A 16403-nucleotide genomic window follows, 5' to 3' on the forward strand; every position below is an offset into this window, starting at 1 on the left:
TCACTCCTTTATGCTTTTCATTTCTTTTCGACCACGGTGTAATTCAATTTTCACTTTCGCTAGTGAGAGACCGGTCATCTCTGCTATTTCTTTATATGAGAATCCGTAGTAATCTCGTAGTAACAGAACATTTCGTCTTTCAAGCGGAAGAGAAGATAAACCTTCTAACCAACTAGCAATCTCATGTTTTATGAAATAAGAGTGCTCTGTACTTGGCACGTTTGGTAAATGGAATTCTTCCACTGTAGTTGTTTTATATTTTTTCTCTTTTCGATACCAATCGATAAAGGCGTTGTAGGCAATTGTAAATAACCACGGTCTAATTTCTTCGCCTTTATAATAGTCAATATGGACGAGCATGCGGTAAAAGGTTTCTTGCATGAGATCTTCAGCAAAATGGGAATCTCCGGTTAGGGAGAGAAGATAGCGAAATAAATCTTGCATATGTTCTGAATAAATTTCTTCTAATGATTGTTTACGTTTCACTACATTTCCCTCCCTTCATACATAACAACGAAAAACATATAAAAAAGTTACAATTTTTTATGGAATTATAGTAAAAAACGTCAAGAATTGGATAGGATTCTCTTTTATCATAATACATATAAGGCAGGTGAACAGAGATGGAAAGCTATGAAACACAAATTCAAAGGTCCATTGATTATATCGAGGAAGATGTAATGGAAAAACAGACGCTGCGTAAGTTAGCTCGCATTGCAGGTTTTTCTGAGTCGCATTTTCATCGTGTATTCCAGGCGTTAGTAGGTGATACGGTAATGGAGTATGTTCGGAAGAGGAGGTTAGCCCGGGCAGCTTATCAACTTTCTCATACGGATGAAAAAATTATTGATATCGCATTTGAACATGGCTTTCAATCTCACGAAACGTTCACGAGAGCCTTTAAAAAATTGTTTCAAATGACACCGAGTGAATATCGAAAGCAGGAAATAGAAACACCGATGTATTACAGCGTGAATGTAAAGCAAAGAAAATTAAATCCGTATTTAGGAGGCATACAAATGGAATATCGTATTGTAAATAAACCGGAATTTTTAGTGGCGGGTTATGAACTGAAGACGACAAGTAAAGAAGGGAAGAACCATCAAGACATTCCAGCATTTTGGCAAGAATATTTACAAAAAGATCTTGGAACGACAATTCCGAATCGTAAAGATACGAGCCAATGGGTAGAGCTTGGATTATGTACTGATTTTAATTTAGAAACAGGGGACTTCACTTATATTATCGGAATGGAAGTCACAGACTTTGAAAATGTACCAAATGAAATTGCAAAGCGCACGTTCCCGGCAGCAACATATGCGGTATTTACAACGCCGAAAGTTCCTCATGAAGAAATGGTATCGTCTATTCACCAAACGTGGAATGCAGTATTCTCAGAGTGGTTCCCGCATTCAGGATACGAACATTGCGGCGTTACAGAGTTTGAATTATACGATGAGCGTTGTCACGAAGATAAAAGTGAGTTCGCTCAAGTAGAGCTTTGGATACCGGTGAAGAAGAAATAATAGAGTAAGAGCGAGTCATTGGGAGGTGGTTCGCTTTTTTATTTCGTGAAATTTCAATTGGTCTGGAATCGTTGTTTTTCAGGAGCTTTGCATATAAGATGGGGTGCTATAGTTGTTGATTTTTGTCGATAAGCCGATATATTTAGAAAATCGCTGATATAATTCGAGTGGCGCCGATATAATTTCATATACCGCTAAAACAACTCAGAAAGATGGTCTATATCATTTCATATACCGCTGAACTCTCCCAAAAAAGAAAAGACGCCACATAGCGCCTTTTCTACGAACGAAACGGAAACACAAGTATAATCGTCGTTCCTTTTCCAAGTTCGCTATCGATAGAAATCGTTCCGTTATGAGCATGAACGAGTTGCTTTGTAATAGCGAGGCCAAGTCCAGTTCCAATGTTGCTTTCTTCTGTATTTGTTCCTCTGTAATATCGCTCAAATAGAAGCTCTTTCGTTTTATCATCCATTCCTTTTCCGTTATCTGAAATAGAGAGTGTAAATGAAGTAGCGTTTTGCGAAAGTTTTACGATGACATTAGTCGTTTCATTATTATGTTTTACAGCGTTTGCGAGTAAGTTTTCAATAATACGCTGGAACCATTTTTCTTCAATGAAATATTGAATTTTATTTGAGCTTGGTACGAATTCAATATTTTGATTTTGAAGTGTCGGATTATTAATGAATTGTAATAATACTTTTTGGACGAATTGATTCATTTCAATGTTTACATGCTGCGCAGGAAGACTATTATTTTTTAATTGATACGTTAAGCTTAAGTCATCAATTAGTGTGGTCATATATTGAGATTTCTCTTTCATAACGCTGCCAAATTGCTGAATGTCACGATCGGTCCAGTTATACTGTTTTGATTCTAGTAATAATGCGTAGCCGTATATAGAACTTAGTGGTGTTTTTAAATCGTGCGTTAGACCAGTAATCCATTCTTCACGTGTTTGCTGCAGTACTTGCCTCATTGCATCATTTTTTTTGAGTGTAATAGAAAGGTGCTCTAGTGAATTTGTAACATCACTAAATAAGCGGAATGACCATTTTTCTTTACCAGATTTCCTGAACCTGATAGGTTTTCCTTTTTTACTAACAGGCTCTTCGTACTTTCCACCAGCTATGTTTTTAAGCCAGCGCATCGCATGTAATAACGGTTTTCCAAATTTATTACCGTACCAAATAGAAAGAATGACTAAATAAACAAATACGATAAGAAGGATTAATCCGCATCCGATTAGAAACTTTTTAGCAAATACATCGTCTATTTCATCATCTGGGTAGTAGTACTCATTTTTGGCAGTTACAACGAGAAGATGATTGCTATTTGTGTCGTAAAAGCTAGACGTGTTTTCTTTATGGTTCCACGGTTCCTTTTCGCTAAGAGCAGCTTGTATGACAGAAAACGTTTTTTTCTTTCCATCTGGATAGGAGAATACTTCTTCGCCGCCACTATTAAAGATTTGAAGAGTAGCCTTTTCTTTAGAAAGTAACTGTTTTTCTTCTTCTGTTAATGCGAATGAATCTGTAGATACAGAAGGGTGCTCTTTCTGTATCGTTTTCAGTAATACATTGCTTTTTAACATACCGCCGTAAATAACAAGTACGTTTTTTTCTTCTAATTCAATTTCCCAATATGTAAATGTATAAGGACTTTCTATGTGATTCTGTATATACGAGAATAAAGATGTTTTCGTATAAGATGTCGGTACGTCATTTGGCGTATTAAAGTGATAGAGAACTTTTCCGTTTTCCTCTACAACTTGAATCCAATCATTTTTCTCTTTAATTAAGTCTTTTATTTCAGCTTTTAACGAAATATCGCCATCTTCTGAAGAAATGTATCTTGCAATCATAAAATTTTCAGCATCTGGAATGTTTGGTTCGTATGAAGTACTCGTAACAAGAAAAATTAAATACGTGAATGCAGCTACTACAGCAATCAGTAATGTAACTAAAACAAATACGTGTTGCATGATAAACTGGATAATAAGTCGTTTATTAAAGTTCATATCGTCACCCTACTTTGTAATGAACTTATAGCCAAGCCCGCGAACGGTTTTTATATATTCTGGTTTACTTGGGTCTTGTTCGATTTTTTCACGTAGTTTTCGAATGTGGACCATAACGGTATTGTCATCGCCATTATAGGCAGGTGCTCCCCAAACTTTCTCGTATATTTCTTCTTTTGAAAATACGTAGTTCGGATTCTCGCAAAAGAAGAGTAATAGCTGAAATAGCTGGGCGGAACATTCGACAACACGCCCATTTACTGTAAGCTCTGCGGAATATCGATCAATTTCAAATCTACCAAATGAACTGGATTGTGCTTTTTGTTCGTGTGGCATAACTTGCTTCATATGTCTTCGGAGTTGTGCTTTCATACGAGCTACCACTTCAAGTGGATTAAATGGCTTCGTAATATAATCATCTGCACCGTGTGAAAATCCAGATATTTTATCTAAATCAGATGTTTTAGCTGTGAGGAAGAAGATAGGACAATCTGTTTTTTGACGAATGATTGGACAAATATCAAAACCAGATTGTCCAGGAAGCATGACATCTAAAATAATTAAATCGTAATCGTTTTGCTGAGTGAGAGATAAAGCTATTTCAGCGGATGTTGCAGTTGTAATATGAGAAAAACCTTCTTTTTCAAGAATGGTAGTTAGTAATTGTAAAATTGCTGTTTCATCATCAACGAGCAAAATATTTGCTTCATACATAAAAAATCCCTCCTAATTTCCTCGAATATCATATCATCTTTCGGTAACTTATGGAATTTTTAAGGAAATTTTAAGGTTTTCTTTCTCAAAAAATTAAGAATCAAATGATATGATAAAAGTAACATAGGGGAGGAGATGAGTGTGAATCCGTTTCAAACGATGCGAGCTAGATATTTTTTAATTGTATTTGCACTATTAACTGTAGTTGCAAGAGCCAGTAATGAATTGATAGAAAATACATTTCATATGCAAAATTCTACTTTTATAAATATTCTTATATTCTATATCCTGCCGATTACGTGGATTTATTTTGAGTATAAAAAACACCGTGTTTCATTTTCATTATTTATTAATAGAAATGAAACATTTAACCTGGTGCAAGTTTTATACATTACGATCATGTTATGCGTGTTTAGTTATGGATATCTTATTTTGTACATGTATAGCTTTGCATGGATTACACCGACATTTATTATGAACGCATTACGCGAACCGATTATGGATAGCACTGGAGGATACGTTTATCAAGTTATTATGGTCGTATTCATCGCACCAATTATTGGGGAATTTGTTTTTCGCGGATTTTTACTGCAACGCTTCGCAGCAAAATGGGGAACGAGCATAGCGATCATTGTTGTAGCAATATTGTTTGCATTGTTACATGTTGATTTCCTAGGTGCAATTGTATTTAGCGTTGTACTATCAATCGTATATATTCGTACGAATAGTTTACTCATGCCAATCGCTATTCACATGTTAAACAATGCATTTGTAATCGGTGCTTCTTTTTTAATAAATAAAGAAGAGATAATGAGTTTTACAGATTTCTCAAATTATACGACGTTCTTTCCAGGACTTATTATTTTTATAACAGGATTAAACTTAGTACTCATCTTTTTATTTGTTAACCGCAAATATTGGAGTAAAGAAATGCCCGCTATATATGTAGAGCAGGAAAAAAGCTTTTCAGACGTAGTGGGGAGTAAATGAGATGAAAAAGACGATTGAAAAATATTGAAAGATATTATAGATGCTACGTCTATTACAGATATATGTGATAAAAGCGTTTGTCATTGGCTGCAACCTGTAGTAGATACGATTGTGTTTCCGGAGTATTACTTATTTTCTAGTACTCATGTAAAAGAAAATATTATTTCTCTTCTCATTGTGTTAGGGGTTTTACTACTATTTGGTCTAATTGTAGAAGAAATGATGAAGCGCATCTTCAGAAAAAATGAAGAGAAGTATATGTGGGTTCATAACGTATTCGAGAAAGTAATAGTGGCTTTCCTTTTGTTTTATAGTATGAAAACAATCATTTACTTTATAGCTTTGAAACATCATTCATTCTAAATTTGAAAGGGATGTATAAAATTATATGAATGAAACAATATCATCAAATAAGTTTTTTTATTTGATTGTGCTTAGTATAGTGCTAATAACGACAGTCAACGTTATTCTTCGCTGGGAGGAAGCTTATTTCTTTATGTATTTAGCGCTTCATTTATTAGGAATTCTTTGTATCAGTGGCGGTGTAGTTGCTGAAAAAAAGAGTGAAGAAAGCGTTAATTATATGTGTGTGACCGGCCTTATTTTACTTTTAGCTGTACAAGGGATTATGAAATATAGTTCTTTTTCTCTGCAAGATTTTAGCTTATTAATGGATGTACTTCCTTAAGGAGGTACGTTATGTTATCTAAGAAGCAAATAGGATATGTACTAGTTTTAATTGGATTTTTTACGCTTATTGTAACGACGTTATTTTTTCAGGACTATGAATATATACGCTATATAAAAGGCGCTGGTTTAATATGCTGGGTTGTAAGTACGTTTCTTATCCCAGAGTATGAACCGAAGAAAGCGTCTAAAGGTAGGTAAAACTCTTCTATTTGTAGAAGAGTTTTTTTATGTAAATAAAAGGATCTCGAGCAATTCGCGTAATAAGCTTGTTCTAATTTAGCACGTACGAACTTACAATAATAATAGACAGGCAGCATAGAGGAGGGAATAGCGTGAGGAAGGTTATCGGGTGGTCGCTTTTTTTGTACGTTGGGTTTGCGTTATTTATATATTGGTATTTATTTGGATGGAATCATGAACTAATTCCTGACATGTACAAAGGAACGAGTGCAGATCCAGAAACGTTTATGAATGCAAGAGAGCTTACGCTAAGCCAAGATTATTCGCGCGTGAAAAATTTACTGTATTTTTTAGCGACGCCTCTTGAATGGATTATTTTATTATTTGTACTTGTGCTCGGTATTTCAAAAAAGTTTGAGAAATGGTCGAAGGAAACGACGAAAATAAGTGTCCTGCAAGTTGCGATTTATTTCTTTTATTTATCACTACTTACAACAGTTCTTGCCCTGCCGATGCAATGGATTAGCCGAAAAGTTTCTGTTGATTACGGCATTTCAACGCAAAGTACACAAAGCTGGATAAAAGATCATGTTATCGGTTTTTGGGAGAGCTATGCGACGATGTTAATTGTAGTTACGGTTCTTCTATGGCTTATTCGCAAATTCCCGAAGAGATGGTGGTTAGCAGGGTGGGCACTCTCTGTTCCGTTTACAATCTTTTTAACATTTATACAGCCTGTCGTGATTGATCCACTTTATAACGACTTTTCGACGCTGAAAAATAAAGAATTAGAAACGAAAATTTTAGCGATGGCAGACAAAGCCGATATTCCAGCGAAACATGTATATGAAGTCAATATGTCGGAAAAAACGAATGCGTTAAATGCATATGTAACAGGAATAGGACTTAACTCGCGCATTGTAATGTGGGATACAACGCTAAAGCAATTAAAAGATAAAGAGATTTTATTTATAATGGCTCATGAAATGGGGCATTATGTTATGAAACATATATATTGGGGCGTTGCGAGTTATGTGTTGCTATCGTTTATAGGGATGTACCTCATTAGTCGTATTATCAATATGTGTATTCGAAAATGGGGGGATACGCTGCAAATGTCAAAAGCAGCATGTTTCTCAATTTTACCTTTATTTTTCTTAATTTCTTCTGTCCTCTCTTTTGCATCACAGCCAGCAACAAACTATGTTTCTCGTATAGAAGAACGAGCGGCAGATCAATACGCTCTAGATATGACGAAGGACGGGAAATCTGGTGTAAAAACGTTTCAATATTTATCAAAAACGAGCTTAAGCCAAGTAAATCCGCCTGCGTTAGTAAAGTTTTTCTTATATACACACCCACCAATTTTTGAAAGAATTCATACGTTTGAACAATATGAAAAGGAAAAGAAGCGGTAGTGTACTGCTTCTTTTTTTATGCGTTATTCGAGTTTTGGAAAATTATAGTGTATAATATATGGAATATTCAGTGAAATGTTTAGGAGGTTAATATTTTGTTTCATTCAAAATCAATGCCGGCTATAAAAATGATCCTTTCGATGTCTATTTTCGGATCAATTGGATTTTTCTCTGTTCAAACAGGTTTACCGTCTTTTGAATTAGTATTCGTTCGTTGTATTTGTGCGACTATATTTTTAGCATTATGTTGGCTCGTAACAGGACAATATAAAAGTGAGCAATGGAATAAAAAAGAAGTCATGCAAATATTAGCATGCGGTGTATTTCTCGTTTTTAACTGGGTATTTCTATTTAAAGCATTTGAAGTTATGTCGATTACAATTGCGATTTCAGTTTATCATCTAGCACCCATTATCGTATTAATGATTGGTAGTATTGTATTTAAAGAGAGACTTACAATGTTTGCTGTTTTGTCCATTGTTATTTGTTTTATCGGTACAGTGTTAGTGGCTGGAGTAGATGGAAGTCTATCACTTGAAAAACTGATGTCATCTGGCATGGTATGGGCACTACTTGCGGCACTATTTTATGCTTTTACCACTTTATTAGGAAAAGGAATTCAGCATACGAGCGCCTATGCGATGACATTTTTACAAACATTTTTAGGTATATTTTTATTGCTACCATTCGTAGACTTTGGCAAGTTTCAAGGGTTAACAGAGATGAATTGGATGATGATTACAGCGACAGGTCTTATACATACGGGATTTGTATATTACTTATTTTTTGACAGTTTAAGAGATTTATCGACGAGATTAATTTCTGTATTAGTGTTCTTAGATCCTGCGGTTGCAATACTATTAGATACAGTCTTTACCGGGTTTAGACCGACTAGTATGCAAATAGTAGGAATTGTTCTTATATTTGTAGGAATGGCATTTACTTTTCGAAAAACAAAGGGTGAAAAAATAGTAGTAGAAGAAAAATTATATTCTTAATTGTAAATAATTAGTTCGAAATGAATTTATAATTTTCAGATTTATTGTATAATATAATTTGCAGGGAAATAAAGGAAAAGGTAGATGAGAGAGATGAAAAAGCTAGTAAAGATAGCGACATCGTTAACACTAATGGGAGGAATATTTGTAGGTGCAAATGGTGTGTCTGCAAATACAGATGTCGTCCAAAAATCTAGTCCTGATATTATGATAAAGTTTGATGATGTAACAACAGATCATTGGGCGTATGATGAAATTACAAATTTAGTATATCATCGCATTATGTATGGCTATGGAAATGGTAAGTTTGGGACAGAAGATCATATAACACGTGAACAAGCGGCAGCAGTATTGTACCGCGCACTTCATGTAAAAAGAAGTGCGACTATTGGAAATCCATATGGAGATATTAGTACGAAATCAACCATGTTCCCTTACGAAATTTTACGCTTAACACAGCTTGGTATTTTTAAAGGAGACGAAAATGGGAATTTCCGTCCGAAAGATACATTGACTCGTGCAGAATTAGCACAAATTTTAACGAAAGCATATGAGTTGAAAACAAAGCATCCGCATACATTTACAGATATACCAGAAAATCATTGGGCAAGGGATGCAATTAGCGCATTGCAGTCTAATAAAGTAGCGGTAGGAACGGGAGATGGCAAGTTCCAGCCTGAAATGCTCGTTACACGCGGACAATTTGCAAAGTTTTTACAACGATCAATTGATAATTCTCCAGGGAAAATGGAATAGATAGAGAGAAAGCTCATAATGTGTAGAAGAGGTATCTTCCGCTCATTATGAGCTTTTATTAATAGAGAGGTTACTATTGTCGTATGTTGTAGGTAAGTCGATATAATTGCATTTTTTGTCTAGAAAATGAACTCTTAAAACGTGAAGGATTTCTTTTGAAAAAAGTAGAATATTTATATTATAGAAACACCTTTACATGAATACAGGAAAGAAAATTAGTTTGCGTACAATTCGGTATAAAAATTGAAATTGAGAGCGAATTGGCTCTCCTTTAGTAGTGATTTTCACAATAATAGATTTTTTAAATGTAATATATTGCATAAATGGTGCAAAGGCAACATATGTAATATTGGAAAGGATTTCAGTCTATTATTTTCCGTTTTTTAAAATGGAGGTAAAGGGGAGAGGGCAATGAAGAAGAACATGTTACGTATAATGGCAACGATGACTATTATGGGCGGCTTGTTTGTAAGTACGAATGTTCCCAACGTAAAAGCAGAAGAATATCCAGAAATGATTGTGTTTGATGATGTTCCAGTAAACTACTGGGCATATGACGATATAATGGATGTAGTATACAATAAAGTAATGTTAGGGTATGGAAATGGTAAGTTTGGTGTAGGTGATAATGTAACGAGAGAACAAGTAGCAGCAGTGCTGTATCGTACATTGAATTTGAAAAGGGAAGGACCTTTAAAAAATCCATACAAAGATATTTCTGAGAGAGCAACAATGTTTTTAGATGAAATTTTAGTATTAACAGAGCATGGTATTTTTAAAGGTGATGAAAAAGGAAACTTTAGACCAACTGCACCAGTAACACGCGCAGAAATGGCACAAATTCTTACGAATGCATTTACATTTGAGGTGAAGAAGAACCATACATTTAAAGATGTACCAAATAATCATTGGGCAAAAAATGCGATTAGTGCACTACAGTCTAATCATGTCATAGTAGGAACAGGAAATGGGCAATTTGAACCGAATAAAGTTGTAACACGTGAGCAATATGCAACGTTTTTAAATAGAGCTGTTTTTTATTTTCCAGTAAAAGATGAAGATTATGAATGAAAGTTAAAGTATAAGGACGTTTAAATTATATTGATATAATATATATTAAGAAAAAAGCGCGGGAATTCCACGCTTTTTTCTTATTTAAAATTATTTGTAATTATATTGATTTTCTATTCGTAATTTAATTTTCCAACTTTAGTGGATAAGAAGAGATTGAATAAAGTGACTTTTTATTGTTTAAATATACGTTTTAGTAACTTTATTGTTAATCAAGTGTAAATAAAAGTATATGAAATATAGTTCATAAATTAGACAAAAATCACATGGGAATTCTATTGTTACGCTTCCATTAATTCTTTATATTAGAAAAAAATATGTTTTTAGGGAGAGAATACTGTGAAGAAAAAGTTTTTAAAAGTAGCAACAGCTTTAACAATTATGGGTGGAGTGGCATTTAGTGCTGAAGGGACAACAGCAAAAGCTGAATTAGCTGCAAAGCCACAACAAGCAAGTCACGCATTCTTTAAAGATGTACCAGCAGGACATTGGTCTTATGAAGCAATTCAAACTTTAGCAGAACAAGAAATTATGCTTGGTTATGGAAATGGTGTGTTCGGTTTTGGACATAACGTAACACGTGAACAAGTAGCCGCTTTAATTTATCGCACAATGGATTTCAGTGAAGTATTCGAGGAAGGCGATATTCTTGAAAATCCATATAAAGATATTAATGAAAGATCAACAATGTTCTTAGAAGAAATTTTAGTATTAACAGAATTGGGTATCTTTAATGGTGATGGAACTGGAAACTTTAGACCGAAAGATACATTAACACGTGCAGAAATGGCACAAGTGCTTACAGTAGCATATGAGTTAGAAGTAAAAGAAACAAAAGGATTTAAAGATGTACCAAAAGGACATTGGGCAGAAAATGCGATTAATGCAGTAGGTTCAAATGGTATTTCGGTAGGAGATGGAAAGGGTAACTTTGCTCCAAACATGAAAGTAACACGTGAACAATATGCGCAATTCTTATTTAAAACAATTTTTGAATAAATAATAGAACAAGAAGCTGGTGTTGTATAACACTGGCTTCTTTTTTATGTGTAATACCGGTGGAAGAATACAGTTTTACAAAAAAACAATTAAATTTTCAAAAAAAACTTCCTTTTCTGAAGATTTGTTATATAATATAAAACATAAAATCAAATCTGTTATAAAACAGTTTAAGAAGGGGATGCTAATATGTCGACGCAAACTTCACGGGTTACATTGCCCGGAGAAATGTTGCCAGCGTACAACGAAATATTGACACCTGAGGCGCTTAGTTTTTTGAAGGAACTACATGGAAATTTCAATGAGCGCCGCATAGAACTTTTACAAAAGCGTGCGGAGAAACAAAAGAGGATTGATGCAGGGGAGTTTCCGAAGTTTTTAGAAGAAACGAAGCACATACGTGAAGCTGATTGGACAATTGCTAAATTGCCAAAAGATTTAGAGGATCGCCGCGTAGAGATTACTGGCCCAGTAGATAGAAAGATGGTTATTAACGCTTTAAATTCAGGAGCACATCTTTTTATGGCGGATTTTGAAGATTCGAATTCACCAACTTGGGAAAATGCGATTGAAGGTCAAATAAACTTACGAGATGCAGTAAAGGGAACGATTTCACATAAAAATGAAAACGGAAAAGAATATCGTTTAAATAGTAAAACAGCAGTATTAATTGTGCGTCCAAGAGGATGGCATTTAGAAGAAAAACATATGCAAGTTGACGGAAAGAATATGTCTGGTAGCTTAGTAGATTTTGGACTTTATTTTTTCCATAATGCGAAAGCTCTTTTAGCAAAAGGAAGCGGTCCATACTTTTACTTACCGAAAATGGAAAGCCATTTAGAAGCAAGGTTATGGAATGATGTTTTCGTATTTGCTCAAAAATATATCGGTATTCCAAACGGAACGATCAAAGCCACGGTGTTACTGGAAACGATACATGCTTCGTTTGAAATGGATGAAATTTTGTATGAGCTTAAAGATCATTCTGCTGGATTAAATTGCGGAAGATGGGATTATATTTTTAGTTTTCTAAAGGGTTTCCGTAATCATAATGAATTTTTACTTCCAGATAGAGCGCAAGTCACGATGACGGCGCCGTTTATGCGCGCGTATTCTTTGAAAGTCATTCAAACGTGTCACCGTCGTAATGCACCAGCTATTGGAGGAATGGCAGCACAAATTCCAATTAAAAACAACCCAAAAGCGAATGAAGCAGCTTTTGAAAAAGTACGTGCGGATAAGGAGCGCGAAGCTTTAGACGGTCATGACGGGACTTGGGTTGCCCACCCGGGACTTGTGCCAGTCGCGATGGAAGTATTTAATCACATTATGAAAACGCCGAATCAAATTTTTAGAAAACGTGAAGAAATACATGTTACAGAAAAGGATTTATTAGAAGTACCAGTGGGAACGATTACAGAAGAGGGTCTTCGTATGAATATTAGCGTAGGCATTCAATATATCGCATCTTGGTTAAGCGGACGGGGAGCAGCACCAATTTATAACTTAATGGAAGATGCGGCAACAGCGGAAATTTCTAGGGCACAAGTATGGCAATGGATTCGCCATGAAGGTGGAAAATTAAATGATGGCCGTAATATTACATTTGAATTAATGGAAGAGCTAAAAGAAGAAGAGTTAGCAAAAATAGAAAGAGAGATTGGTAAAGAAGCCTTTAAGAAAGGGAGATTCCAAGAGGCGACAACGTTATTTACAAATCTTGTTCGGAGTGATGAATTCGTACCATTTTTAACATTACCGGGTTATGAAATTTTATAAAAAGTGAAAAGGGGATGGAACAAATGAAAAACGAAAGAATCGAGAAATTACAAGAAAGCTGGGAACTAGATACGCGCTGGAAAGGGATCACACGTCCATATTCGGCAGAAGATGTAATTCGCCTGCGCGGGTCAATTGATATCGAGCATACATTAGCGCGCCGCGGTGCTGAAAAGCTTTGGGCGTCGCTTCATACAGAAGATTACATTAACGCACTTGGCGCATTAACAGGAAACCAAGCGATGCAACAAGTAAAAGCTGGGTTAAAAGCAATTTATTTAAGTGGATGGCAAGTAGCAGCAGATGCAAACCTGTCTGGACATATGTATCCAGACCAAAGTTTATATCCAGCAAACAGCGTACCTGCTGTCGTAAAACGAATTAATCAAACGCTTCAACGTGCGGATCAAATTCAGCATATGGAAGGAAGCGGTGATACAGATTATTTCGTACCAATTGTAGCAGATGCAGAAGCTGGATTTGGCGGACAATTAAACGTATTTGAACTGATGAAAGGTATGATTGAAGCGGGTGCATCAGGTGTGCACTTTGAAGATCAATTATCTTCAGAGAAAAAATGCGGTCATTTAGGGGGAAAAGTATTACTACCAACGCAAACAGCGGTACGTAATTTAATTTCGGCACGCCTTGCTGCAGATGTAATGGGAGTACCGACAATTATCGTTGCAAGAACTGATGCGGATGCAGCTGATTTAATTACGAGCGATATTGATCCGGTTGATAAGGCGTTTATTACAGGAGAAAGAACACCAGAAGGATTTTACCGTACGAAAGCAGGTCTTGACCAAGCGATTGCACGTGGTTTAGCATACGCTCCTTATGCAGACCTCGTTTGGTGTGAAACATCTGAACCAAATTTAGAAGATGCAAAACGATTTGCGGACGCAATTCATAAAGAGCATCCAGGGAAATTGCTTGCATACAATTGTTCACCTTCATTTAACTGGAAACAAAAACTAGATGAGAAAACAATTGCGAGCTTCCAAAAAGAAATCGCATCTTACGGTTATAAGTTCCAGTTCGTAACACTTGCTGGATTCCACTCATTAAACTACGGCATGTTCGAATTAGCACGCGGCTATAAAGAGCGCGGCATGGCAGCGTACTCTGAACTACAACAAGCAGAATTCGCAGCAGAAAAACATGGCTACTCTGCAACTCGTCACCAACGAGAAGTAGGAACAGGTTACTTTGATGAAGTAGCACAAGTTATTACAGGTGGTACTTCATCAACGACAGCATTAAAAGGATCTACGGAAGAGGCGCAGTTTACGAAATAAAAGGAAGGGGCCCCTTTTTGAAGGGTGCCCCTTATTATTTTTCGCACGATTCGAGAGTAAATAAAAATATATCGACGATTTTCTCGATATATCTATCATAACTTAAAATATATCAACGATTTTTCCAATATATCGACGATTCGACAAAGGATATCGACTTACCGACAAAAAAAGACAATATGATCAAATCCACTCAGCTCCATGATCACGAATAAACTTCATATCTTTTTCATAATGCTCTAAATGTCCTTCATCAATCATTCTTTGGAAATTTACGTCGCCTTCGTTTGCTTTTCTTTTCATATATGTACATAATGCTTCTAGACGTAGTAGTACCATACCTAAGTAATCTTCATCCATACTTTTACCGTAGGACTGGACGAATAATTTTATTCTTTCTTTCATACGGCCAGCATGTTGTGCCGATTCATAATGAATTGTCTCGTCTGATTCCGTATAATACACTCTACTTAAAGGCACGCAAGTATACAGTGTATAAGCGATATCCCAACTTCTTGGTCCAGGGGCAGCAACATCGAAATCAATAATTCCTACTGGCTTCTCGTTATTAAATATAATGTTATATATAGCAAAATCATTGTGGCATAAAACCTCAATATTATTTGGGGTATGGTCCATAGGTTTCCAATCATCTAATAACGGAAAGTCACTTACAGCATCATGATAAAGGCGAAGCATCTTTGCTATTTCTTTTAACACATCATTAGATCGCATATATTCTTTTAAAGGATAATTCCCAGCCTCTCCTTCAATAAAAGATAAAATCTCTCTATTTTTCTCATCTATACCTAAAAATTTTGGTGCGTAATGAAAACCTTTGTTTTCTAAATGCTGTAATAACTTATGAATTTTTACACTGTCTGGCTTCAATTCTCGCCGAACAGTATTTTTAGAACGATATACGTTTGAGACGTTTCCCCCTGTAAGCTTTTCTTCGTTTGTGTAGTTTGACATTTCATCCCCTCCAGTAAGTACTGTCAGATTACATTTTAACACTTAGAAAAAGGAATAAAGTGGCATTCGAAAGATTTGTTTATTTTTATTCAAATAAGATATTGATAATTGCATACGTGATTTAATTTGTCAGTTATTTTCAAAAAAGATTGTACATTTTATTTTAATGTGCTATGATAATGTCAGTTGAATAGTTAAATTAAGCAATCCATATATTATCAAGTGCTGAAAACGAACGAGAAAAAGTATGTGAGAACTAGTTTATGTTTCGTATTTGATAATGTGTGGATTCTTTTTTTAGATAGGAAAACTAAAAAATTAAAAAAATGTATTTTCTTAGGAGGAAATAATTATGGCAGTAACAGGACAAGTAAAATGGTTTAACAACGAAAAAGGCTTCGGTTTCATCGAAGTTCCAGGCGAAAACGACGTATTCGTACACTTCTCTGCAATCGAAACTGAAGGTTTCAAATCTCTAGAAGAAGGTCAAAAAGTTAGCTTCGAAATCGAAGAAGGTAACCGTGGACCTCAAGCTAAAAACGTAATCAAACTATAATTTTATAGTTGATGATGGAAAAAAGGATGGCTAATGCCATCCTTTTTTTTAGGTTGTGGAGAAAGTTTTCCCAGAGCCTGTTTTTATATCTAAATCTCTTTTTCTATGTTACAACGGGTGAAAAATTATCTGGAATGCGTATTAGTTTCTGTAGAAGAATTAGTTCAGCAAGAGCATTTGCTGCGTATGATAGTAAATAACTATAAATTTGTATTCTCTGTTGAAATGGGGAAATCTTTTCCAGATAGACCTTGAGTATCATCTTTTTTGTTAGCATTGTTGTTAGAATTTTGTTCGTCTTGAGATAATGTTTCTAACATTTGTTCTTGCTCCTTACTAGGGGTATTCAGAGCATCTGATGGGACGCTATTAATCTGTTGGCTTAATAGACTTTTTTTCTCCATATTATACAGCTCCTTTTTGGAAT

The 16403-nt window shown here is 35.2% G+C and carries 18 protein-coding genes; 13 read left to right on the top strand and 5 right to left on the bottom strand.

Features of this window, described 5'->3' with window-relative positions; translation table 11 throughout:
* Positions 1–486 carry an RNA polymerase sigma factor gene (locus NST14_RS06070; RefSeq protein WP_000823996.1) on the bottom strand — a complete coding sequence of 162 codons (486 nt, stop codon included), beginning with the start codon at positions 484–486 and terminating at the stop codon, positions 1–3.
* Positions 487–623: 137 nt separating this feature from the next.
* Here NST14_RS06070 and NST14_RS06075 point away from each other — a divergent pair, with 137 nt between their 5' ends.
* The gene (locus NST14_RS06075; RefSeq protein ID WP_000446822.1) at positions 624–1526 is read left to right on the top strand and encodes an AraC family transcriptional regulator; all 903 of its coding nucleotides are present in this window, start codon (positions 624–626) and stop codon (positions 1524–1526) included.
* Between the two features lie 280 nt (positions 1527–1806).
* On the opposite strand, the gene NST14_RS06080 is transcribed toward NST14_RS06075, so the two are convergent.
* Together NST14_RS06080 and NST14_RS06085 are read right to left on the bottom strand one after the other, a co-directional pair.
* Positions 1807–3549: a sensor histidine kinase gene (locus tag NST14_RS06080; RefSeq protein WP_229142911.1), complete on the bottom strand. Its 1743-nt coding sequence runs from the start codon at positions 3547–3549 to the stop codon at positions 1807–1809.
* A gap of 9 nt (positions 3550–3558) precedes the next feature.
* Positions 3559–4263: a response regulator transcription factor gene (locus tag NST14_RS06085; protein ID WP_000272687.1), complete on the bottom strand. Its 705-nt coding sequence runs from the start codon at positions 4261–4263 to the stop codon at positions 3559–3561.
* A gap of 141 nt (positions 4264–4404) precedes the next feature.
* On the opposite strand from NST14_RS06085, the gene NST14_RS06090 reads away from it, so the two are divergent.
* From NST14_RS06090 to aceA, 11 genes are all read left to right on the top strand, one after another.
* The gene (locus tag NST14_RS06090) at positions 4405–5253 is read left to right on the top strand and encodes a CPBP family intramembrane glutamic endopeptidase (RefSeq protein ID WP_001067975.1); all 849 of its coding nucleotides are present in this window, start codon (positions 4405–4407) and stop codon (positions 5251–5253) included.
* 24 nt (positions 5254–5277) lie between these two features.
* Positions 5278–5616 carry a hypothetical protein gene (locus NST14_RS06095; RefSeq protein WP_000651702.1) on the top strand — a complete coding sequence of 113 codons (339 nt, stop codon included), beginning with the start codon at positions 5278–5280 and terminating at the stop codon, positions 5614–5616.
* Positions 5617–5641: 25 nt separating this feature from the next.
* On the top strand, positions 5642–5941 hold the full coding sequence (locus NST14_RS06100; protein WP_001006054.1) for a hypothetical protein: 300 nt from the start codon (positions 5642–5644) through the stop codon (positions 5939–5941).
* 11 nt (positions 5942–5952) lie between these two features.
* The gene (locus NST14_RS06105; protein WP_000949420.1) at positions 5953–6141 is read left to right on the top strand and encodes a hypothetical protein; all 189 of its coding nucleotides are present in this window, start codon (positions 5953–5955) and stop codon (positions 6139–6141) included.
* A 134-nt stretch (positions 6142–6275) separates the two neighbouring features.
* Entirely contained in the window at positions 6276–7541 is a 1266-nt protein-coding gene (locus NST14_RS06110) for a M48 family metallopeptidase (RefSeq protein ID WP_001233284.1), read from the top strand.
* Positions 7542–7636: 95 nt separating this feature from the next.
* Entirely contained in the window at positions 7637–8539 is a 903-nt protein-coding gene (locus tag NST14_RS06115) for a DMT family transporter (protein WP_000469094.1), read from the top strand.
* Between the two features lie 84 nt (positions 8540–8623).
* Entirely contained in the window at positions 8624–9295 is a 672-nt protein-coding gene (locus NST14_RS06120; protein WP_001208791.1) for an S-layer homology domain-containing protein, read from the top strand.
* Positions 9296–9706: 411 nt separating this feature from the next.
* The gene (locus tag NST14_RS06125) at positions 9707–10366 is read left to right on the top strand and encodes an S-layer homology domain-containing protein (protein ID WP_000739933.1); all 660 of its coding nucleotides are present in this window, start codon (positions 9707–9709) and stop codon (positions 10364–10366) included.
* 339 nt (positions 10367–10705) lie between these two features.
* A complete protein-coding gene (locus NST14_RS06130) occupies positions 10706–11365 on the top strand; it encodes an S-layer homology domain-containing protein (protein WP_229142912.1) in 660 nt (219 codons plus the stop codon).
* A gap of 189 nt (positions 11366–11554) precedes the next feature.
* Positions 11555–13144, top strand: a complete 1590-nt coding sequence (aceB, locus tag NST14_RS06135; protein ID WP_048557247.1) for a malate synthase A — start codon at positions 11555–11557, stop codon at positions 13142–13144.
* 23 nt (positions 13145–13167) lie between these two features.
* Positions 13168–14445: an isocitrate lyase gene (gene aceA, locus NST14_RS06140; protein ID WP_000787354.1), complete on the top strand. Its 1278-nt coding sequence runs from the start codon at positions 13168–13170 to the stop codon at positions 14443–14445.
* A gap of 183 nt (positions 14446–14628) precedes the next feature.
* Here the strand turns inward: aceA and NST14_RS06145 are convergent, their stop codons facing one another.
* Positions 14629–15420 (bottom strand): phosphotransferase, encoded by a 792-nt coding sequence (locus NST14_RS06145; RefSeq protein ID WP_061131524.1) that lies wholly within the window; start codon positions 15418–15420, stop codon positions 14629–14631.
* A 352-nt stretch (positions 15421–15772) separates the two neighbouring features.
* On the opposite strand from NST14_RS06145, the gene cspA reads away from it, so the two are divergent.
* Positions 15773–15976 carry an RNA chaperone/antiterminator CspA gene (gene cspA, locus NST14_RS06150; RefSeq protein ID WP_000301522.1) on the top strand — a complete coding sequence of 68 codons (204 nt, stop codon included), beginning with the start codon at positions 15773–15775 and terminating at the stop codon, positions 15974–15976.
* 200 nt (positions 15977–16176) lie between these two features.
* Here cspA and NST14_RS06155 read toward each other — a convergent pair whose 3' ends face one another.
* Positions 16177–16380 (bottom strand): hypothetical protein, encoded by a 204-nt coding sequence (locus tag NST14_RS06155; RefSeq protein ID WP_000412673.1) that lies wholly within the window; start codon positions 16378–16380, stop codon positions 16177–16179.
* Positions 16381–16403: the final 23 nt, after the last annotated feature.

Source organism: Bacillus sp. FSL W8-0519 (genome assembly GCF_038005585.1).
GTDB classification, from domain to species: Bacteria; Bacillota; Bacilli; order Bacillales; family Bacillaceae_G; genus Bacillus_A; species Bacillus_A paranthracis.